Annotated in this window: 16 protein-coding genes; 4 read left to right on the top strand and 12 right to left on the bottom strand. The window is 55.7% G+C overall.

Annotated elements, in window-relative coordinates:
- Positions 1-442: 442 nt before the first annotated feature.
- From I4X03_RS22750 to I4X03_RS22700, 11 genes are all read right to left on the bottom strand, one after another.
- Positions 443-1036: a DedA family protein gene (locus I4X03_RS22750; protein ID WP_223471333.1), complete on the bottom strand. Its 594-nt coding sequence runs from the start codon at positions 1034-1036 to the stop codon at positions 443-445.
- Between the two features lie 47 nt (positions 1037-1083).
- Positions 1084-1875 (bottom strand): phosphatase PAP2 family protein, encoded by a 792-nt coding sequence (locus I4X03_RS22745; RefSeq protein WP_223471331.1) that lies wholly within the window; start codon positions 1873-1875, stop codon positions 1084-1086.
- A complete protein-coding gene (locus I4X03_RS22740) occupies positions 1853-3496 on the bottom strand; it encodes a phosphoethanolamine transferase (RefSeq protein ID WP_223471329.1) in 1644 nt (547 codons plus the stop codon). The genes I4X03_RS22745 and I4X03_RS22740 overlap by 23 nt, the downstream gene beginning before the upstream one ends.
- A gap of 114 nt (positions 3497-3610) precedes the next feature.
- Positions 3611-4843, bottom strand: a complete 1233-nt coding sequence (locus I4X03_RS22735; protein ID WP_223471327.1) for a sensor histidine kinase — start codon at positions 4841-4843, stop codon at positions 3611-3613.
- Positions 4830-5519, bottom strand: coding sequence for a response regulator transcription factor (locus tag I4X03_RS22730; RefSeq protein ID WP_223471326.1), 690 nt, complete (start codon positions 5517-5519; stop codon positions 4830-4832). The genes I4X03_RS22735 and I4X03_RS22730 overlap by 14 nt, the downstream gene beginning before the upstream one ends.
- An 80-nt stretch (positions 5520-5599) precedes the next feature.
- Positions 5600-7591 (bottom strand): LTA synthase family protein, encoded by a 1992-nt coding sequence (locus I4X03_RS22725; RefSeq protein ID WP_223471324.1) that lies wholly within the window; start codon positions 7589-7591, stop codon positions 5600-5602.
- Positions 7592-7838: 247 nt separating this feature from the next.
- Positions 7839-8237, bottom strand: coding sequence for a diacylglycerol kinase (locus tag I4X03_RS22720; protein ID WP_223471322.1), 399 nt, complete (start codon positions 8235-8237; stop codon positions 7839-7841).
- Positions 8238-8618: 381 nt separating this feature from the next.
- Positions 8619-9827, bottom strand: a complete 1209-nt coding sequence (locus tag I4X03_RS22715; RefSeq protein WP_223471320.1) for an MFS transporter — start codon at positions 9825-9827, stop codon at positions 8619-8621.
- Between the two features lie 132 nt (positions 9828-9959).
- A complete protein-coding gene (locus I4X03_RS22710; RefSeq protein WP_223471318.1) occupies positions 9960-11210 on the bottom strand; it encodes a tyrosine-type recombinase/integrase in 1251 nt (416 codons plus the stop codon).
- A complete protein-coding gene (locus tag I4X03_RS22705; protein WP_223471316.1) occupies positions 11207-11941 on the bottom strand; it encodes a hypothetical protein in 735 nt (244 codons plus the stop codon). The genes I4X03_RS22710 and I4X03_RS22705 overlap by 4 nt, the downstream gene beginning before the upstream one ends.
- A gap of 1262 nt (positions 11942-13203) precedes the next feature.
- Complete coding sequence (locus I4X03_RS22700) at positions 13204-13527, bottom strand: hypothetical protein (RefSeq protein ID WP_223471314.1); 324 nt, start codon at positions 13525-13527, stop codon at positions 13204-13206.
- Positions 13528-13876: 349 nt separating this feature from the next.
- On the opposite strand from I4X03_RS22700, the gene I4X03_RS22695 reads away from it, so the two are divergent.
- The 4 genes from I4X03_RS22695 (at position 13877) to I4X03_RS22680 (ending at position 21251) form a co-directional block, all read left to right on the top strand.
- Complete coding sequence (locus tag I4X03_RS22695; protein ID WP_223471312.1) at positions 13877-14473, top strand: hypothetical protein; 597 nt, start codon at positions 13877-13879, stop codon at positions 14471-14473.
- Positions 14474-14512: 39 nt separating this feature from the next.
- Positions 14513-15883, top strand: coding sequence for an ATP-binding protein (locus I4X03_RS22690; protein ID WP_223471310.1), 1371 nt, complete (start codon positions 14513-14515; stop codon positions 15881-15883).
- A gap of 112 nt (positions 15884-15995) precedes the next feature.
- Complete coding sequence (locus I4X03_RS22685) at positions 15996-16901, top strand: hypothetical protein (protein WP_223471308.1); 906 nt, start codon at positions 15996-15998, stop codon at positions 16899-16901.
- Between the two features lie 1056 nt (positions 16902-17957).
- On the top strand, positions 17958-21251 hold the full coding sequence (locus tag I4X03_RS22680; RefSeq protein ID WP_223471306.1) for an SMEK domain-containing protein: 3294 nt from the start codon (positions 17958-17960) through the stop codon (positions 21249-21251).
- A gap of 22 nt (positions 21252-21273) precedes the next feature.
- On the opposite strand, the gene I4X03_RS22675 is transcribed toward I4X03_RS22680, so the two are convergent.
- The gene (locus I4X03_RS22675) at positions 21274-21573 is read right to left on the bottom strand and encodes a hypothetical protein (RefSeq protein WP_370660549.1); all 300 of its coding nucleotides are present in this window, start codon (positions 21571-21573) and stop codon (positions 21274-21276) included.
- Positions 21574-21793: the final 220 nt, after the last annotated feature.

Here is a 21793-nt window from a genome sequence, read left to right as displayed (position 1 = left end):
TATCGTTTGCCACTCATACTCACTCCTTTAGCCCAGAATTATGGCTCAAGAGTGTCTGCAGAAGTCGTGGCGATTCATTTCGACTGGCCCACTAAACGGTCGACGTGCCAAAATTGCTTTCACATCGCGCTGCGACACCGCAGTTGTCACCGCTTTCATAAATGTTGGGTCGAGCGATTCTAAAGGCGGGGGCGTTAAATTCCGTCTCGTGACTCCGACACCTATTGCAAGCACACTGATGACGGTCAACGTAAGCAAGCCGCGGCTTGCACCTAAACAATTGAAGCCACCAAAACCTAGCCGTTTTTCCATGTGCCTGGCTCCAAATTGCGTGTGCAACGTTTATAGAGACCATATAAGGATGTGTCGACCGACCCAGTGCCTCAACAGTGCAGCTATAACAATGCCTTAGTGAGCGTCCGACTACAATTGTCGTATATTTTCATTTCTGGTGTGTGACGACACGGTAGACATAGACGACCAATATTGATGCCACGATGGTCTCTGCCGTGGGATCGATGTACTTTCCAACGGTTGTGTAGTTCTTCTCCAACAAATAGCCAGCCGAGGCCAACACGCTTGCCCATACCAACGAGCCGGCGGTTGTATACGCCAAAAAAGTCGAGAGGTTCATCTCCACGATTCCGGCGGGAACGGAAATAAGCGTGCGTACTGCAGGAATGAGCCGACCAAACAGAACAGCTTTTTTGCCATGGCGGTTAAACGCATTGACAGATTTCTCGATTTCTTCCGGCGAAACGGTAAGCCAACGCCCGTGCTTTTTTGCGAGTCTTTGCAGCCTTTCTGTGCCCAGCCACTTCCCTGCGAAGTACCACGGTAATGCCCCAGCGACGGAGCCCGCAGCCCCAGCCAAGAGCACCAATCCAAAGTTCAACTTCCCTTGGGAAACAACGAAGCCTGCGAACGGCATAATGACTTCGGACGGTATAGGAGGAAAAATGTTCTCCAGAGCCATCAAAAGGAAAATACCGAAGTATCCAATTCGGGAGATAAGATCGATAACGAAATTAACCATTGATGTTCCGTAGACAAGGTGGTGCTTGGGAGTTTGCAAGCGTGACTTTAAAGCTGTCGCCGTGGCCAGCGATCGAGGCAGGTCGTGACAAGAAAAACGATGAACAGTGCGATCCATGCTGACCATAAAGTGTGGGTAAGGAAATGTGCCCCGCGCAGCTGCTGCAGCCACCCAACACCGACTCCCAAAACTAGTAGAAGCATCAGCACGATTGAGGCGTGAAGCAACCTATGTGGAATAAATAGGACAGACAGCGAGATCATCCACAAAGCGCTCGATGCATGGCCGGCTGGCATGCAGTGTCCCGCGCTTACGCCAGGGGGCATCAGTTCAAACAACTTGATGTACGGTTCAGATCCGCCGTAGCGTTGCAGGTCCCACGGGCAATGGGAATTGCTGACCTGCTTGAGGAGACTGATCGTTGTCGGTACCAGCAAGGCGGAGAAAGCGACGATGCGCAGTTGGAATCGCCGTAGCCAACTCCAGGGGAGTGGCGAACACAAGTCCCACGAAACGGCAATCAGAATTAAGAGAGCCAGGGCAGTTAATGCCCGCTTTAGAATTACATGGTTAAACGTAGCGGTTATCCATGCATCGCGTAGGGGGAATATTCCAGCTCCGGCGTTAAAGGTGCGGTCTGCCAGCCAAAGGTCCACGTCGGTCCACAACGTAATTGCCATCAGGGAAAGTGCCGCAAGCAGTAGGAGCAGCGCAACTGCCGCGTTGGCGCGCGCCCACCGTTCACGCTGTACTGAGGTTGTGGTGGAGTGGGTTGCAAGACGGGAGGCATAGGACCACTGCCTTTGCGGTTGTCGATCACGGTGCATGGCGGCACGCATTGAAGATGTCCAGTCGGGGGTTATACACAGCCGTGCTAACGTTCAGCATTCCCAGTGTCGAGTGGAAAAGGTTGTCATGGCTGAAGGGCTGATCGACCCGCGCGGCCAGGCACCGCTGGTCTAGTTTGAACCGCTCGCGAAATCCAGCAGACAGCCAAAGCATAAAGGGCACGGCGCGTTGTTCTGGAGGGGAAATCACGTAAGGAGCACCGTGTAGGTAGAAGTTATTTTCGCCCAGCGATTCACCGTGATCGGAAAAATACATGAGAGCGGTGTCTACGCCGTCATCGCGCGCCGCTTGCGCGAGTAGGTCAATAGCTTGCTTCAAGACGTGATCCGTGTATCGGATCGTATTGTCGTAAGCATCGACGATGGATTGCCGTGTGCACTTGCCGAGCTCAATCGTGGTGCACACAGGACCGAAGACATTAAATTGCTGCGGATAACGCTTCGAGTAAGCGGGGCCGTGACTTCCTTTCTGGTGCAGCACGATCACCATGTTACCGGTGCCGTTTCGGATCTGCTCGGGAAGGCCACGAAGCAGCCGCTCGTCGTAACACTCTTCGTTATTGCAAAAGGGATCGCCGGCGACGGGTTGCGACACGTCTTCGTAAGGGACGCGGTCGCAAACGCCTTTGCAGCCAGAATTATTATCGCGCCACAGCAGCTTGAAACCGGCGTGCTGCAGAACGTCGAGTAGCCCCTCCTGGGACTGCGCCCTGGACGCACTGTAATTCTCGCGCCCAAGCGGCGAAAAGAGACATGGAAGTGAAATACCCGTGGCGGTGCCACACGACTGCATGTTCTTGAAGTTGACTAAATCGGGCACTTGAGACAGTTCCGGATTGGTGAGCCGACTATAACCGTTCAAGGAGAAGTTAGCGGCGCGGGCCGTCTCGCCCACCACGACGACGGTAACCGTGCGGCGGGTATTCCCGCGCCAAAGAACCCCTTTCGTCGCGTCCCTGCCCAACGGTGCTACCACCACAGGTACCTTCCACTTGCGCTTGAAGTAGCCGTTTAAGGCCTGAATGTAGTTGGTCGGCGTCAGCAAAAACCGCAGTTCACGGTGTTCGCGCAGTGCCGGAGCAAGGACTTTGAACATCAGCATTAGTAAAATACCAGCGCCGACTACAGCAACGCCGGCGGTCGCAAAATTGACGCTTAGTTGACGCCGGCCAGGCTGGAAACGCGGCTTTAGCCACGCGATGATTGCAGCTGGGATAACCCCCGTTATCAGAAAGGAAAAGGCCATCCCAACGGTGAATAATTCAGTGCTTTCACGCGAGTCGGTCTCAGCAATATTCTGAACCATGGACCAATCGATCGCAACACCGTAGTGGTTCATGAAGTAGCTCGCCAGCGATGTGACCAGGAATAATCCGATCAGCAGTGGCTTAATGCTGAAACGAAAATTCAAGGTCGCCAGCGACGCTGTAAAGGTCAACACAAGCAGCAGGAACATACCTGCCTGAACTGGGAACGCTGCAAGTGTTAGCCCGCCAGTCGCGCTTGAAAAGCTCTTCCAGAATGCTTGGTTGTAAACGCCAACAATGAATGCCGACGCCAGCAAGGGGAGCAACGCCGCATTCGGCCGCTTGAACGAATCTAGTTTCACCATCGGGTACCTATCGTCGCGGGCAGCGCAACGACGGTTGTCGCTACACCCCTGTATCGTGCCGTTAGGCTACATGCGACGACATGACGCTGACGTTAGGTGCGGGTGAAGGGAACGTTAAAGTCCCGGAAAAGTGACAGTGACAATGGTTCCTCCGCTCGACGGGGAGGCCAAATCAAGCGTGGCGCCGAGTTGGCGACATATCCGTTTAACTAGGGCCAAGCCGAGGCCGGTGCCGTCCGACCCTTTCAGCGGCGCACCTATGATCTCGTCTGCAAGCAATGCAAGAACCGCCGTAGGCAGGCCCCGTCCGCTATCGCATACCAGGATGCTGCGCTCGGCGAGCTCTACTCTCACTGCCCCATGGTCCGTGTAAAGGCAGGCATTTCGGATCAGATTGCCAATGATCGCCGTAACAAGGCGCGGATGAGCCCGCACGACAAAGTCGCTGCCGCCAATAAAATCCAGCCGCACGGGCTTATTTGCCACCAAAAATTGGTATCGTCGCACCTCTTCCTGGACCATCGGCTCGATAGGGAACATGTCGTATTCAATCAGTTCCGGTGCCCGTGCCAGTTGGAGTAAGGTGTCGACGCTTTCAGCGGCCTCACGCGCGGCGCGGCTGATTCGCTCGCTCGCAGCACGCGACGCGGGGCTGATGTGCTCATCAAGCTCTAGTAGTTCGGCCGCTCCTGAAATGACAGTCAGCGCAGTGCGCAATTCATGACTAACATCGCCAGTAAAAGCACGTTCACGTTCAAGAAAAACTTTCTGTTCGCCAGTGTGTTCGGCAAACGCGCGTGCAAGTATTCCCAGCTCATCACGACTGTCCAAGTGCGGCCATTCATCCTTGCGCGCGACCACTGCCTTCGACAATTCCACAATGGGATCAACAAACCGTCGTGCCATGTAGCGTCCCAGGACAACGGACATGGCCAGAAAACCGAGCAAACTCAGCAAGAGCATTGAGTACACGAGACGCTCGACCCGTTCGTAATCGCTTTTGTGATCAACCACAACATAGGGCCCGCCGCTGTCGCGCCCACTATATACATGCAGGCCAATCCCATCGGCTTCGACATCGTTGATCCCGGCTGGCAGATTGCGCAAAGATCGCGGTATATCCTCGCCATGGTGATAGCTGATACTTGTTGGCATCTCAACGGGCAGGCCGCCCGCATGGCGTGGCGAAGCCCACGACGCAACCTCTTCGAGACGGCGTTCCACCATGTGCACCTCAATGCCTTCGACGACCACGATTGCCACCGCCATAAAGAATATCGAAAAGGTCAAGGCGAACAGCAGATAGGCCTTGACGATGCGCTTACCTATCGATTCAAAGCGCGTCATGAGGCGTCACCAACTGAAAGCCAATTCCCGGCACAGTGCGAAGCATCGGATAACGCTCGTCTTTATCCAGCGTCTGGCGCAATGAGTGAATATGAGTGCGAAGGGCGTCGCTATCAGGGCGGTCATCACCCCAGATCTCATGCTCAAGCGTCTCACGTGTCGCAACATGGGGGGCGTGCTGCATGAGCACTTTCAACAAAACGAAACCAGTTTTCGTCAGATTCAGACTGCGGCCGCCGCGCGCCGCGCGATAGGTCGCCGTGTTGAATGCCAACTCCCCCACGCGCATGGTCGTGCTCGACAAAACGTTGTTGCGCGAGCGGCGGACCAGCGCTTGCAATCGCACATCCAATTCGGCCAGCGAGTACGGCTTCACCAGGTAGTCATCGGCGCCGCTGTCGAATCCGGAGAGCTTATCTTGCAGCGTGTCGCGCGCTGTCAGCATCAACACCGGTGTCGAATTGAGCAACTCGTTGCGCAGTTTTCGACACATCTCCATCCCGTTCATTCCGGGCATCATGATGTCCAACACGATCACATCGTAGGACTGGGCGCCCGCCAACGCCAGCCCGGCATAGGCGTTGGCAGCGGAGTCCACTTGATGCCCGCGCGGTTCCAGATAACCGTACAGGTTGGCGACAATGTCGGCATTGTCTTCGATTACGAGAATCCGCATCGTGAGTGCTGCGGGGACAGCATTAGAGTGTAGGACAGTCATGAAAACCGATCATAGCGTGACAAAAACTTGTCAGATATTTATGGGGGCAGCCTGTAGCGCTGCTCGCGATATAGCAAGGACGGTAGTATCACATGAGCCATTGCACGGTCGACCTGCGCCGAGGTTGGCGCGGCCGCTCCGAACCGCAAATTGCCGTTCCCAGCGTCATACTCCCCGAGAAGCGCTGGCTGACCTGGCCGCAGAATGACGGCTCCGCCATCATCAACCCAAGCGAAGTAGTTGTCGAACTGCAGAAGCGCGCGCCCCGGACTGCTGCTGTCGGATGCAAGGTCTCGGCCAATCATAGGGTGTTCACTGGTTACCCCCATCAGCGAAAGCAGAGTGGGCCCGAGATCGATCTGACTCGCAATGGTGGTAATCCTTTGTTGCTTCATGTCTGCCCCCAGAATCAGACCCGGAATATGAAATTTCTTTATCGGCACCAACGAGTCGCCATAGACCCGATTATCATGGTCCGCTACGATCAAGAACAGCGTGTCGTTCCAGTAAGCCTGCTTTTTCGCGGCCTGGATGAATTTTCCCAGGGCATAGTCAGCATATTTCACGGCATTGTTTACCGTTTTTTTGTTCGGTTCGTGCAATGTGATTTTGCCATCAGGGAACTCAAACGGCTCATGGTTTGACGAAGTAAAAATCAGACTGAAAAACGGTTTGCCCTCGCTGTGCAAATGTTGAAGTCGTTCCAGAGATTTATCAAACAGGTCTTCGTCCGAAGCGCCCCAGCTTCCTTCGAAACGGGGACGCATGTCGCGCCGGTCAACGACCTTCTGGAAGCCATTGCCGGTGAAAAAGCTACGCATGTTATCGAAATGCGCTTCGCCGCCATAAACGAATTCGGTGTGGTATCCCTGTTTCCCCAGTCCTAACGCCAAGGTGTAAAAGTTTTGCTGGGCGAGCGATAGCTTAACAACACTGCGCGCCGGCGTGGGCGGATATCCGGCGATTACCGCCTCAATGCCGCGCACAGACCTGGTACCTGTGGCATACAGGTTCTCAAACCACCAGCCGTCTTGCTTGAGCTTTTCCAGTTCAGGTGTTACTGGCACACCGCCCAGCGATTCGACGAACGTCGCACCCATGCTCTCTTCCAGTACGATCACCAGGTTAAGCGGTCGCGCACGCTGTCGCGCTGGGGTCTGCCTGTGCAATGTCGGCAGTTCGCTCGATAGGAATTGGTACGATTTGAGCCACGGTGCTGCTTTAACATGGGTAAACACCTGATCGTGTGGAAATTTTCCGTAGATCTCAGACGAGTTTGCTTCTTTGCGTAGTGAATACACCGCATCAAGTACTGACCAGGGCGAATTGATGATCAGCGAGTTGACCAATGCGTCACCGCTGAGAGCGAACATCGCTGGGTTGGCTGGCCGGTGCGCCATGGTGGAACGTATTTGAAAAGCGACTAACAACACGACCAGCGGCCAGCTGAGCAGCAGGCGTTTAGCTGGCCAACGTGTCGCATATGCGGATGAGACCACGAATAACCTGTGAAACGTCAGTCCCAAAACTACTGTTCCGAACAGACTCAACAGCGTTGCCAACCGAAAGCCGTTCCAAAGGGTGGCGAACACCTCGGCGGGGTAAGACAAGTAATCAATGAAAAGGCGGTTTGGCCGCACGTCAAATTGCATGATGAATTGCGGGGTAGCCAGCTCCATGAACACGATAAAGATCAAGGCACCGCTGGCCCACCATGCAACCCCAAGATGCCACCACTTTTCCAGTCTGCGAAACGCTGACAGTGGCGCGAATGCTAAGGGAATGACCAGAAGATACCCCAACAAAATCAGGTCGGCGCGTATGCCCTGGACGAAAGTGCTAACGAGGATCCCCGCCGCGGAGACGCGGTCCAATTGCCAAATCACGAGCCCAAGCCGGGAAGCTGACAGTACCGCTAGACCTGCCAGTAAGAGGTGAAAAAGGGGCAGGTACTGCCCTGTCCAACTAAAGCGTTGCGCAAACCATTTTGCGTAGGTATCGACCGCTCCGGAAATCGAAAATCTCGTCATATTTAAGTCTGATAGATAATTTGCCCTGAATCTCTGGACAGTGAAAGTAGCGGACGAGATTACGTGACAAGGCGTTAGGCCCTCGTTAAGATCGCGTTAAATCTTGTTAAGTTGATAGTGACAGTACCCTGAGGTACTACTGCGGCGCAGCAGTGGGAACAGGCGAAGTCCTCGGCTGGTCCGATCAGATAATTTACCTCTTGGTAAGAATGAATGAGTCTGCCGAGTTTAGGCCAGCGCGGGCGTTTCACGCAAAAATGAGCGGCAAAACGATAACTCCCCATACGAGAACCGCTACCACGATCGTTACGAGCACTGCAGCGCTTCCTAGGTCTTTGGCGTTCTTCGAACCATGGTGCCACTCCAGGGATATTCTATCTACGACAGCCTCAATTGCAGAGTTAAGAAGTTCGACAATCAAAACTCCGGCTAGGGCGCTGATGAGCATAACTCGCTCAACAGTCGAAACCGGAAGCACTATCGCAATGCAGACTGCAGGAACGACAATCAACAGCTCCTGGCGGAACGCGTGTTCGTTGGTCCAAGCGAACTTTAGTCCCTCGATGGAGTAGCGGTAGGCGCCGCGTAGCCGCGTTATCCCATTTTTACTCTTAAACTCGCTCCGCGGGGTTGGCGATGTGGACATGGTGTGTTCTTTCGGGGTGACTCGATGGGTTGTTCAACTGCACAATGCGGCTGAAGAACTGGTCATCGCCGGCAATCAATTGTTGGCCACAGTACCGCGTTATTGAAAGAATCGATGATTAGAGCGACGAGTCTGTGGATGGGTTTCCGCACGATATAGGTGTCGAAGTTACACTGGCGTGAGGGGAGCGTTAAAATTTCGTTACAACCGAAAGCGAGTCGTTCGTATGGTGACCTGCACATGAGAAAAACACTGGCGTGCCGCTCGATCTGCCGTATAGACTACGGCTCGCTTCGGGGAACGTGCAACCGTCGAGGCTTTGCGCAACTGACCGATGTCACCACTAACACTTCTATTCATTAACCGTAATACGCAGACCGGCTAAACGGCTTCCTTCGTGGCGGCACCAGTCTGGTATTTTGTCAGTCCGACGAGCGCAATTACGCAGAAGACCGCACCGGAATAGAATGTGAACGAAGCCCCAAATCGATCCCAGAGCAGACCCGCCAGTACGCTCGCGAACAGCATGGCGATTCCACTCATCAGGTTAAACACGCCGTAGGCCGTGCCCCGGAGATCGGCCGGTGCGGTATCCGCTACCATAGTCGCCAGTAACCCCTGCGTGATCCCCATGTGCACGCCCCATAGCGCGACACCGGCCAACACGACAGCCCAGTGGTCATCAAGGGCCAAAACCAAGTCGGCGGCAATTAAGACGATAAGGCCCAGCGCGAGCAGCTTGGAATGGCTCATGCGGTCCGAAAGTTTCCCGAAGGGATATGCCGACATCGCGTAAACCAAATTCATCGCAACCATTACCAGTGGCACCAGTGCAATAGGGATGCCGCCTTGTTGAGCGCGCAGGACCAGAAACGCCTCGCTGAACCGGGCCAACGTAAAGACCGCGCCAATTCCGACGACCCACCAATATGGTGCGCTAAGGCGTTTAAGATTTTCTCGGCGAATCGGATTGGTGCGTTTGCCGTTCCGGTGCTGCCGCGGCTCGCGCACGCCGAATAGAAGTAGAACAACGGCCAATACACCAGGGATCACAGCGACCCAGAATACCATTCTGAAATCGTTAGCCCAAAGAAGCATCAAGCCGACCGCCAGCAGCGGGCCGAGGAATGCACCTACAGTATCGAGGGACTGACGCAGGCCAAAAGCCGCGCCGCGCAAGGTGGGCGGTGCGAGGTCGGCGACCAGGGCATCACGTGGTGCGCCCCGGACTCCTTTGCCAATCCGGTCAAGCACTCTGGCCGTCAGCACAATGCCGGTCGTATTCGCCACCGCAAAGAGGGGTTTGGTCAAGGCACCCAGTGCGTAGCCGAATACTGCCAGTCCTTTGCGTTTCCCGAGATAGTCGCTCAGCGTCCCTGAAAACACTTTGACGATCATAGCGGTCGATTCGGCCAGACCTTCGACTATGCCAACCGTAAGGGCGCTCGCCCCGAGCACGCTGACCATGAACAGGGGCAGCAGGCTATGCACCATTTCCGAGGAAATGTCCATTAACATGCTTACGAACCCGAGCATCCAAATACCAACAGGGATTTGCCTGAGTGTACTGCCAAGTTTTGTCGTTGTCATTGCATTACTCACCCAGTATTCGGCGAGTGCAAGGCCTCCGCCGCACGGTTTTTCGGTTGCGGCATGACAGTTCCATTTTTAATGAATCCGCAGACCCTTGGGCTGGCCGCTCGCGCGCTTCCACACAGGCGCTCACCCGTTCAATGCCGGCTCAACCGCAATCGCGTCTGGCGCGGTCCGCTCCAGAGCCCGGACCAGGTCAAGCGCATCCTGATCCGTATAGATCATGGTGGTATCGACACTGGCGTGGCCGAGCAGACTTGCCACCTCACGCATCGACTGCCCCTTCAATAAAGCCGCTTTAGCGAATGTGTGACGCAGCCAGTGCGGCGATGCATGCTCCAGCTCAGCAGCAAGCTCAACCTGTCCCGATTGGAGCAGCAAGGCGTTGGCCAAGGCAAGGCGCTCCTTGACGATTTTGTAAAGCCCCTGCCTGGTGCCGATGGTACGCCAGGCGCCGAAGAACCGTCTGTCGTTAACCTGCCTAATCGTCTTCTCGCCGATCTGCACCGCTTTGGTCCGGGACGAGAGAAGCAGGGGCGTCTCGTCGCCATGCGCAGGCAAGGGCTGGAGGCCGAACGCCTGCCGATACACCATTAAACTTGACAAAAGCGAGCGGGTTACAGGCACCCGTCGCTCTTTGGCGCCTTTACCAGTTTCTGCCGTAACCAAAAAAATCCAGTATCGATTTCTTGTTGCGGGGTCGGTCAGCTGGTAAAAAGCCCCCATCCTCGCCCCGACCAGTTCGCTTGCCCGCAATCCGAGTTCCTTGAAGGCAGACAGGATGAACATGTCGCGCACCTGTCTCTGGCGTTCGGCAAACGAGATGACGTCGCTGCTGGCCAAGGTAGTGAGGACAATTTCAAAAACAGTCTCACTGATCGAGCGCCCGGTTTTGATTTTGCGCGCACTCATCGTTCCGGTCAGAGCCATCGGATTGATCCGGATATAGCCCATGCTGTGCCAGGCCTTGAACATGGCATGGACGAAACGTCGGATATCCGATTGGCTGCTGCGGGCCGGCTGTTTGCGGAACGGACTGTATCCAGGCTCGCCGGGCAGGGCGTATTGCCCCTCGCCCGGGGCGCACAGCGCGTAGTCGGGCAAGTCTTCCAGGAACCTGTAGAAACGCTCGACGTCCTGCATGCTCCAGCGCGAAGGCGTCACGCGGCCCACGTTCTCGCAATACCAGCGCAGTTTGGCGAGATGAAAACCGTACGTCGCCCGCGTAGCGACCGAGCCGTTTTGCGACTTGCGCGCGACGGCGTCGAGCCAGACCGCCGCGGCATCCCAGTCGCTGGCGACGTCGCCTAACGCATGGCCTTGCGGAGGGATCGCCACCATCAAATCGTGGGACGGGGAGATGTCAAGGACGGCATTCATGTTGGCTTGGCCTGGAGGGAAGGGGGGATGTCGGCGCCTTGGCGATAGGCCAGGCGACGGAACGTCTCGGTGATCGAGACCTGCGCTTTGAGCTGAGCTTCGCTTGCATTGCAACGCTCGCGCCAAGCGCGTGTTTCGCCGCGCGATTCGTCAATGGCAAGCAGGGCGAACTGGCGCGCCTCGTCGATTGCTCGGGTGAGCATTGCAAGCTGGTCCTGCATCGTGGTGCCGCTCGACTGCAACGTCTCGACTTGGCTTCTCGCCTCGCGCAACTGCGCCTCAAGCACCTGGCGCTGCGTGTCCAGGGCACTGGTAGCCGCCTTCGCATCAGCGATCTGTTTCTCGCTTTGCGATAGCCGCTGTTGCAAAAAGTCGCATTGCGCTTGGAGGTAGCTGTCGGGCGGGCCAGCCCCACGCAATGTAGGACGTGCCATCAAGTCTTCGAGCATCTGCCGAATGTCATCGAGCTCAGCATTACCTTCGACTTGATTTCCCGCCTGCGGATCCGCCGCTGCTGCCCGGCGGTCCAGCTGCTTGACGAAACGCTCCTTCTCGATGGCCAAGGTAGCGGTCGACGGCTTTCGGTCGGGCGCATATGCGGACAGCAAGCGGCGGTAAATCGCGGGGCTGTAGGCTTTGCCGGTGATGAGATAGATGACGCCGATGAATTCCCGGACGAACAGCCGGTGGTCGCGCGGGTTCAATGGGTGACGTTGTTCGAGCCCGATCATTTCGGCCACCAGTTGGCGCGCTTCATCGTCGGACAGGGAAAAGGAGGGCCGGGCCATGGTGGAAGGAGAATGATGAGATGAGGTACATTAACATTGTTTAATATACCTGTCAAAACCTTGTGGTTTACTTAGCCAGCATTAAGTAAACTACACTGGCCGAAGGTCAGTGTGTTCCACGGCGGCGATTACGAGGCGGATTTTGCCTGTCTGACCGAAGATTCGACCATTCGTGGCTTTCCAACGAAAAAAACTTGCCTTCTGCAAACCACTAGCTATAGTGTTGTGATGCCGGTTGAATCAACCGATAGTGGTTGGTGCAAATTCTTTAAGGAGGTTTGAATGGGCGGTAAATCTACTGGTGGAAAAGTCGCGTCTTCGGCAGGGCGGACTTTGGGAAGCCCCAATGCGTCGGCGTTGCAAAAAAGCCTGGCGGGAAGTGCGTTAGCACAGGCGGGCACCAATAAGACGACGGGCAAGGCAATGGAGGCGAAGGCCTCTGCTGCCCTACAAAGCGGCAGTTCGGCGGCAAACACCAAGGCACTAGCTGGGTCATTGGTGTCGCAGTCGAAGAAGTAGCGATGGCGCCGCAAGCCTGAAGGTGCCTGGACTGGTCCCGACAAGCACTACCGTCGGGACCAGATGGGATTACAGCTCGCCTGACCAGCCCTTGACGAAGCGGCGCTCAACACCGGACATGCATTGAGCAGGTCGACGATCAATGCCAGCGATGGCGGACTACACCACGTCACTAGCCGGGTTCCATCCTCTGCGGTGGCAACAAGGTGGCCATCGACAAACGTCCAGATTGTGTTCATATCGTTCTCCGTTGATACCGAACCATTCCGGTAGCTGAAGAGTCCTGTCACGACGAGCTGGCGTAAATAGAAATCGGAGTACTGTTTTCCATCTTCGCGCATTTAGCCGCCGGAAGCCCGACGGAGATCTGAGTCTCAGCGAGCTGGAACCTCGCGTTCGGGCGGTGACGGCGTCCCTAGGGCTACTTCCACTGAGTCTCCTGACGTCGGGGCGTAAGCTTTCAGGTCCTTAAACTGTCTTTCGAAAGCGGTCGCCACGAACATCGAAAATGGACCATACGTGGTCACAAACATTCGGGTGTTTTGGTCGATGGTTCCAACGACTTCGAATTTGCGTCGCATCTCAACTCCCAACATAGTGGGGTCAGCATCTATCGGATTGTCGACCCAATCTACATAAGTACGTTCTCGTACCGCACGCGCTCGAAGGCCGCCAGAATTGTCTCGTTAGTCCAGCAGACGCTGGCCGACGTGTTCGCGCCACAGCCGAATACGTTCCGGCTCGCTCAACAAGCCAGTGTACGGAGGCGATTGCCGAAGGCGATTCGAGTTTTCGCTCTCACCAATCATTGCCTCACGGATTTCTGCATCGCTTCCATCGCTAAGCAAATTCAACCATTCGCCGTATGCGCTGCACCACACGCCGGAATCGCGCCAACGTTGTAGGTTGGAAATGCCGTGTTGACGGAGGCTCGCCATATCGACCCTATCCAGAACGGCTTTAGCAGCCGCTAGTTTAAAACTGTCGAGTCGATCGTGCGTTATATCCATGTACGTCCTAAATAACCACCTAAGTGCGCGCTAGGCAAGAACTCCTGAGGGTGCGATGAAGGCAGCCGCGGCTCGGCAGGAAATGAGGTTTCCTGATTTCCTGAAGCCTCTAACAAAAGAAGAAGCTCTATCGTCACTTCGCCGTATACCGACCACGGACACATCTTATGGCAGCTCAGACCTGGAGGAGCTATAACGCCTCGGTTTGTTCACTGTATGCCATCGAAACCTGCGCACTGTACAGACATACAGGTATAATCAATCGTCAAGTCGACATGGCAACTGTGGAGTCCGGCACGACATCTTCGGTCCTCCCCGAAGTTCAACTTTGTACAAGCGGATTGAAACTATGAACTTTCAACAATTATTATCCGATACCATTACCGTTGTGAAACGCAACGGTGGCGCCAGATTTGAAGGAATAAAGGCAGCGGTACAAAGTGAAGAGATATCGATCTTGCAATCCCAGCCTTTTATCGAGCCCAACGACCTAATTCTACGATCAATGTCCAACGGCGGCGAAGAAACGTTTGTCGTATTAGATCCGGGGTTCCATGAGGGGCTCGGCCGCATCCCTGCCGGTTACCGGGCGAGGGTAAGGAAAATGGGGCTGCCGGAGGCACAAAGCGCCGTGCAGTCGATCATTTATAACGTCACCGGCAGCAACGCTCGGATCAATAATCATTCGGTCGATAACTCGATCAATCTTGTGCAAGACAACAGTGGCGAAGTCGCACAGTTACTGGCCGAATTGCGCAGGTCAATGAATGCAGCTCAACTACCGCCCGCAGATCGAGATGAAGCGTTGGAAATCATCGACGGCGTTGAGTCCCAGTTCACCAATGAGAAGCCAAAGCGTTCAATAGTACGGGCAATGCTAAACGCGCTGCCCCACGTCGCAAACGTCGCGACTACTATCGGGGCCTTAGTATCGTTAGCAGGTTGAAACCCTGCGCCGATCTTGTCACCATCGAAAGTCTAAAGAATGACTATTGAAGGCTACACCGAAGAAGAATTCGGAACCAAGTTGGGAGTACTCCTGTCCCCAGCGAGGCCAATACATGACGTTGAATACCTGAAGGGCCGCGACAAAGAGCTCGATACCATAAAGAGATGTCTGTATGCCCCAGGGCGACACGTCTTTATCTACGGTGACCGAGGTGTCGGGAAAAGTTCACTTGGCCAGACAGCAGCGTATCAGTATCAAACTGCTGGAACAAAGCCGATTTTTTCTTCTGGCTCTCCTAACGACACTTTCAATACCATCGTCGGAAACATTGTCAGTCAAGCGATCGGGCAGCGACGGACCGAAGCGATAGACCGTTTTGAGCAGCAATCCGTCGAGTTGAACGGCATGAGGTTTTCTGAGGGCCACGAAGCCACTGGTATCGATCTCGCCGCCGCAATTCGATCTGTCGGGGACGCCGTCGAGCTCCTGAGTCAGGTTGCTGAGCAGTCGGTTAAACGCTGTGTTGTGATTGATGAGTTTGACACCATTGCAGATCCGGTTGAACGCAACAAATTCGCTGCGTTACTTAAGCAAATGGGTGACCGTTCAATAGAAATAAAATTCATTTTCACCGGCATCGGCCGTTCGCTCGATGAACTTCTAGGTGCCCACCAGTCAGCGTATCGTCAGCTCGAAACAGTTGAGCTACTCCGACTTGGATGGGATGCGCGCCGAGAGATCGTGCGCTCAGCCGTTGAGTCGTTTGGAATCGGTCTGAACGCCGACGTAAATTGGCGCATCGCCATGGTAAGTGACGGGTATCCCTATTACGTCCACTTAGTAACCGAAAAAATTCTATGGGCCGCCTACTCTGCTAGTACGTCGGCAGACGAAATTGGTTGGGACCTGTTCAATCAGGGCCTGGCCGATGCCATCGTTTCCACTACGGCGGAACTCAAGCGTCCCTATGAGAGCGCGGTGCTGCACCGCGGCCAAGAGTTCGAAGATATAGTCTGGGCGACAGCAGATCACGATGATCTTCGTAGATCAACGAACGACATGTACGAGTCATACAAAGTGATTGTTGGCAAACGTCGAGACGGGCGCGCAGCAATTGATCGAGCTCGTTTCAGCACGCAGCTCCGAAAACTCAAAACACTATCGTACGGTGCGGTTCTTCAGCAAGAAGAGGGGAGGCCCGGGTGGTATTCATACCGGGAAAAAATGTTGCGTGGCTTCGCGAGGATGCAAGCTCAAGCCAACGGGATCGAGCTCACCGGAGAGCGCGCGGGTCCGAGACAGCAGATGCATGTGGGGAACGTTCGCATCGGTTATCACGGCCCGTCAATCCCAGTCGGCGTTAGGTCGGGAAAGACCATCTCGGAATGGGAAGACGGTAAAGAATAGCCGGGCCGGGGTGCCGGCGTCTGAAGTTGCTGCACGGGCAGACCGGAGCGTATTCATAGAAGTTTCTGGCGTTACTGCCGCCATGCGGCTTCTAATCCCTTAAGTATTTTATATGACCAACAAAACCTTCTGTGTGGTTTGCAAACGCGACGACGCGAGCGTAATTGACATGCAACCTCATCTCGTACGATGCCTGCAGTGCGGTGCGTATGAAATCATGGCCATCGAATACCTTCAGATGACGAACCAAGAGCAAGACCCCTTACTCTCAGCTTGGATCAGGAATCGAACTGAGGAACAAGCCTCCCCGCCACTCTTGACCAGTTCGACTTGGATAAGTTTACGCGCGTCGCTGCGAATTCCCAATCTCAGAGAAAAGCAGGCCGCGCTGATGAAAGCTTTTGCCCGCCGCTCTATGTTTCCTGGCACCGTCGGACGTTATAACCCGGTTGCAGACTTTCCCCTTGCGTGGGCAGCAAATGAGGGAGAGTTGCGATTTCTAAAACAAGATCTGATCGCGCGTCAGTTGCTCGACAATGAATACACGATGGGGGGATCATTCCTGATCACAGCGAAAGGGTGGGACTATCTTGACAGCATTCCAGCAGGAGGTGTGTTCTCAGATCAAGTGTTTGTTGCGATGTCCTTTTCCGACACGATGCGCACGGCCTGGACATCAGCGATCATACCCGCTGTGCGCCAGGCCGGGTATACGCCATACCGAGTTGATGCGGCTCCGCACATAGATAGGATCGATCACAAGATTATGGTCGAGATTAAGGCCTCACGCTTTCTAATTGCCGACGTCACCGAGCAGCGAGCGGGTGTTTATTTTGAGGCCGGCTACGCTTTGGGACAAGAACTGCCTGTTATCTGGGCTGTACGTGAGGATGATTTGAAAAACGTGCATTTCGACACTCGTCAATACGCCCACATTGTATGGAAGAATGAACGCGAACTCGAAAAAGGCATATACGAGACGATTGTTGCGGTTATCGGCCGAGGAAAATCTCATTAGTGTTGGGAAGAAGTAGGGCCTAAGACCGTCATTTTTGCAACCTTGCTCAGCAAAGTTCAACGCTCGGTCTCAATGTTCGCGTGTCAACCTTGGGATGCTTGTGCAGAGGGGTTCCGGAGCAAGAGCGATTGAAGATGAAATGACGCAACGATATGCAGAGACCGCGAAGATGCTATCAGGGCTTAACCTTTTGAGAGCCTGGCCTGTACGATGTTTGGCAGTCGCGTCAGGTCGCGTATGCCTCCAGTGATCGCTGCGAGGGGAGAAATGAAGGACCTGGTAAGAGTTATTTCCGCGCGCAGGGCGGGCTGCCTTAGCGAGAACGGCGCCGACGAAATTGGGTTCTTTTGGCTAACGGTCATGGTCGCAACGCTTCAGCCGATGCCGGCTGCGTGCGACGCAAGTCTAAGACTATGGGCCGGCATATCTTTTTCGCGCCCCACGGAACAAAGTCCTCATCGTTAGCTGGGCCTCATTCTGGAAGTGGCAATTTTGCTTCAGAAGCGGTGGCATTATTGCTTCAACGGACGAACAGTATGAAACCGGCCATACGTGGGGATAAAATTTGACATAATATAAATTATGCGAACTTTGTGTATCAAGGCGCGAGTGGCGCCGCTGGCCGGTCCGGCGGAAATTAATGATGGGATATTACGCCATATTGGCAATATTTCAATACCGGACGGAAACTGTTAAGTGGGTTATTGTTCGACTTGAGCCAGACGGTCAACTGTGAGATGGAGTGCGCCGAATCGGCGCCTCTCCTATGAGATGGACGCAGACGTCTCTAACATCATTACTTCCGAGAGCTAATTCGGCGTCGGAAAAACTCGTTTGCTTCATCGTCGGAGAGATGGGAGGCGCCATTGTGCCAGCTACGCGCACCGCCGGGGTAACTCGGCGATTAAATCAGCGGTTTCCTTACCGCACAGTTTGCGTTGTTATTCCTTGAAGAGTTTGCGCACATCAAGCGGAAAATTTGCCGTTGAGGAAATCGCTGCGTAATATGCATGGCTTGTCTACTTCCCGGCGAAAAACATCGTGCGAAGCGAAACCTTGCTGATCGAACTGCGTACAGAGCTGATCCATTTGAAGGATCACGTCACTGCCGCCGCGAAAAGCCATCTGTATAACACGCACAGCCTCGGCGAGCGTGTGATCTTGCCGGTCTTCCAGAAAATCTGGGGCTACGCCGACATGCGTAACCTGAACGATCAGGATCGCACGAATTTCCCCGCGATCGACCTCGCCGACGATACGAAATTCGTCGCGGTGCAGGTTTCGGGCACCGAAACGCTTAAGAAAGTCAAAGGCCTGCTTACGACCTTCCTAAAACACGGTTTGGAGGCAAAATACAAGACGGTTTTTCTGTATGTGCTGACCGAAAAACAGGAAAGCTATTTCCAGGAAGCGATCGACGAAATCACAAAGGGCCGTGTCCAGTTCGACGCCAAGCAACACATCTTGGACTATACGGATGTCTGCAACCGCGCCCAAAATGCGAGCCCGGAAGCCATCAGCGAATGCATTGCCATTCTCCGCAGCTATCTCCGTTCGGTCGACCCGGCGCACCGGCCCGCGTGGCTGACGTTCACGCCCCACTCGGCCGTCGAACCTACGCCGTTCAGCCCTGTCTGGTTCCTCTACACCGAACGCCGGGTCCGGCTGGCGGGCCGTGAAGATGAGCTCAAACAACTTCGCGCCTTTGCCGACGCCGAGGACAAGTTTGCATGGTGGACGATCACTGGGCCGGCGGGTATCGGCAAGAGCCGCGTCGCGCACGAATTCATTTTCAGCCTTACCGGCGATTGGGATACCGGCTTCACCATGCCCGATTCGATACCGGGCGTCGAAAAATTGCGCCAACTGGATATGCCCACGTTGATCGTCATCGATTACGCGGCACGCGATATCGATCGGGTGCGCGGATTGCTGTACAGCTGCGCCGCTAACGCCGCGCATTTTCAGAACAAGGTCCGCGTGCTGCTTCTGGAACGCGAAGCCGGGCCCGGCGTCGATTGGTGGGACAAACTGTTAAAAACCAATTCCCAACTGACACGCATCCTTCAGTCTCGCTATAAAGATCCGCTCGCGCTGGCGCGCCTGAATGCGCTCGGCATGCAGATCATGCAAGCCTGGCTCGAGGCCGGGGCGCCGGACGTGGTCGGCATGTTGCCTGCTGCGGGAGATGCCTACTGGCAAAAGCTCGACGAGGTCACGGAAGGCCGCCCTCTGCTGCTGGGCATCGCGGCGGCGGCATTCGCGCGGGCGCCAAACGATCTATCCGTGCGATCGATGAAAGAGATGCTGAGCGCCGTGCTCGAGCGTGAACTGGATCGCTGGCGCGACCACTGCAATTCGCCGGCATTGTTCGACGCCGTCATCAAACTCGTTTGCGTGGGTACGCTCTTGCGCGGATTGCCCTTGCTGACTGCGCACGATAGCATTTTGGTGAGAAGCCCGGACAATGAAAAAGTACTGATCATCGAGGACACGGCGACCGGTGCCCAGCGGATCCCAACCGTCGAGTGGCTGGAGCGTCATGGGCATGTGCCTGAGCAACTGCGCTCGCATAACGAGTGCGTGTTCCAGGCGCTTGAGCCCCTGATCGGTTCCGGTTTGCGCCCTCAAGCGCTCATGGCCGCGCGCGTGCTTTGTCCCCAACGCTGGACCTTGCAGCCCGACCTGCTGGGCGAATTCCTCATCGAAGAATTGTGGAACGCCCCGCCTTACTTCGACCTTTCGCGCACGCTGCCGCTCCTCGACGACGCTTCGCTCGACCAGTTGCTGCGCGCGGCATGGGCAATTTCCGCCGCCGAATGCATCTCGACCCTGGTCGATCTCAAAACCACGTGCCACCTGCCGGCTGCATTCCAACGCGCGCTGACGCGGCTGACCACAGTCGCCATCGCCAGCGAAACCAGCGGCTCCGTCAAACTCGAAGCGCTCGCCTCGCTGCTCTTCAATTCGACGATCAAGGTGGGCAAGGAGAAACCTGCCCCGAAAACGCGAAACGCCTTCGTGGACGCCGTTCGTCAACTGCATGCAAGCTTCCCTGGTGACGTGAAAATCGAGTATCGCTGGTTGAAACTGGAATTGACGCAGTTTGGCGAAAACAAGGACCAGGATGCTTCGCTGGCTCGTAGACGGCAGGTGCTGACCGACGGCTGCGCGCTACTCGGGCAACTCGGCGATCTGGAACCCGAACCCTTCTTGTACCTCAGCCTGGTGGACCAACTTGCCATTCTGGCGTCGGCCGCATGGACGCAACGTAGTGCATCGGACCTGATTGAAATCATCGCCGCGGCGCGTACGATGCAAGGCTCGTTCTTGCAGAATGCAGACTTGAGCGAGGTATTGGTCGGCTTCTACCGGGTGCAGGCGCAAGCCGTAGCCGGATTGGAGTCGGACCTCGACGTCCAGGATCCCGCGATACGTTCCGTGGTGGAGGCGGCGGTGCCGGCACTCGAGGCAGGGCTGCTCGCCCTCATCGCCTCGGGAAGGAAATATCCGGATGGCGGACAAAGGTCGCTGGCCTGGGCCGTCCTGAACCTCAGCCTTGCGCGTTCGTCGACCGGCACGACGGCCGATGTAGCTGCATTAAAGGCGTGCATCGAACGTGCTGCACAGTGGCTTCGCCCTGACGAGGCGCTCGAGATCAGGCTGCGATACCTCTTCAACTTGCATACGGCATGGCTACGCGAGGGCGATTTCGCCCAGGCGACCGCCGTGTTCATCGAGGCGAAGAAGCGTCTGGAAAAGCAACCGAACGCGCCCGAAGCCAGCCCATTTATCGCCATGGCCGTACAGGGCCTGAGGGCTGCCGCGCATGCCGGGAACTGGCCACACTTCGAAAAGCATTGCGAAGGCTTGATGGCGTGTATCCGGCATCTTCCCGACGATGAGCAGAACCACCATATGCTGACGACAGCGCTGCATACGCTGGTCGATTCTTCGTGTCCGTCGAAAATCCGTCGACACGTATCGGACCTGCTCGCAATGGCTGCCAACGGCCCCCGGAACGTGGCTGGCTTGCAGGGTTTGTGCCGGATTGCGCTCGAGGTGTCGAAGCTGCGTAACGCCAAGGACCGCGACTCGGCATCTAATGCGCTCCAGACCGTGCTCACGCTCGCGCGCGCGCGTGCCGACGATTGGGCGTTCAAGGAGTTTGCCACCGAAGCCTGCCTCCAATACTGGGCCGATCATACTGACGGAAATCGTGGCAAGGTCGGGAACGACTTCGAGATTGTCTCGCTTGAAGACGGCCTGCTTCTGACCGTGTGGGCTGCGCCCGGCCGCCCTCTCGCGAGTACCAAAGTCGAGATGAAGCCTTTGCCGGACGTGGCGTGACGAGGGCGAGTGCGAGCCGCTCTCAGGTACGCAGATGCAGGAAGAACAGGCCCGCCCCGAACACCACGTACGGCAAGCCGAAGCGCGCGAACAGGTTCGGCGTCAGCTTGCCCCGCTGCATCAGCAGGTAAAGCCCGCGGATCGACGCCATCGTCACTAGGCCGGCCGACAGCAGCGCGCGGTCGAGCAGCCAAGCCGTGAAGAACATGCCGAGCGCGGTCGGGATGATCGCCTGGATCATCATCGCGCCGCTAATGTTGGCCAGCGCCACGTCGGGCTTGCGCTGGCGCACCCAGATCACCGCATTCAGCGTTTCCGGCAATTTGGTCGCGATCGGGCAGAGCCTACTTTCCCCACGGCCGAGTGCCGGCGAACTTCCTCATCAGTTTCGTCGCTACGTTATTCGTCTGGCGACGTGTAACTCAAGTGGCGATAAGGGCTTGTTACGACGAGGCCACCGCACACTCTGAATCGCCACGAGTTTGCTAGACACTCGCGAGCCTCTCAAAGTACCGCTTCTCAAAATTGACCGGCGAAAGCTT

Source organism: Massilia soli (assembly GCF_016809835.1).
GTDB lineage: Bacteria > Pseudomonadota > Gammaproteobacteria > Burkholderiales > Burkholderiaceae_D > Telluria_A > Telluria_A soli.
The sequence above is the reverse complement of the archived record's forward strand: the minus strand, read 5'-3'. Positions and strand labels throughout refer to the sequence as shown.

Coding starts and splice junctions, on each gene's coding strand:
- I4X03_RS22750 (WP_223471333.1), bottom strand. CDS start 1,036: ATGGTTAATTTCGTTATCGATCTTATCTCCCGAATTGGATACTTCGGT.
- I4X03_RS22745 (WP_223471331.1), bottom strand. CDS start 1,875: ATGCGTGCCGCCATGCACCGTGATCGACAACCGCAAAGGCAGTGGTCC.
- I4X03_RS22740 (WP_223471329.1), bottom strand. CDS start 3,496: ATGGTGAAACTAGATTCGTTCAAGCGGCCGAATGCGGCGTTGCTCCCC.
- I4X03_RS22735 (WP_223471327.1), bottom strand. CDS start 4,843: ATGACGCGCTTTGAATCGATAGGTAAGCGCATCGTCAAGGCCTATCTG.
- I4X03_RS22730 (WP_223471326.1), bottom strand. CDS start 5,519: ATGCGGATTCTCGTAATCGAAGACAATGCCGACATTGTCGCCAACCTG.
- I4X03_RS22725 (WP_223471324.1), bottom strand. CDS start 7,591: ATGACGAGATTTTCGATTTCCGGAGCGGTCGATACCTACGCAAAATGG.
- I4X03_RS22720 (WP_223471322.1), bottom strand. CDS start 8,237: ATGTCCACATCGCCAACCCCGCGGAGCGAGTTTAAGAGTAAAAATGGG.
- I4X03_RS22715 (WP_223471320.1), bottom strand. CDS start 9,827: ATGACAACGACAAAACTTGGCAGTACACTCAGGCAAATCCCTGTTGGT.
- I4X03_RS22710 (WP_223471318.1), bottom strand. CDS start 11,210: ATGAATGCCGTCCTTGACATCTCCCCGTCCCACGATTTGATGGTGGCG.
- I4X03_RS22705 (WP_223471316.1), bottom strand. CDS start 11,941: ATGATCGGGCTCGAACAACGTCACCCATTGAACCCGCGCGACCACCGG.
- I4X03_RS22700 (WP_223471314.1), bottom strand. CDS start 13,527: ATGGATATAACGCACGATCGACTCGACAGTTTTAAACTAGCGGCTGCT.
- I4X03_RS22695 (WP_223471312.1), top strand. CDS start 13,877: ATGAACTTTCAACAATTATTATCCGATACCATTACCGTTGTGAAACGC.
- I4X03_RS22690 (WP_223471310.1), top strand. CDS start 14,513: ATGACTATTGAAGGCTACACCGAAGAAGAATTCGGAACCAAGTTGGGA.
- I4X03_RS22685 (WP_223471308.1), top strand. CDS start 15,996: ATGACCAACAAAACCTTCTGTGTGGTTTGCAAACGCGACGACGCGAGC.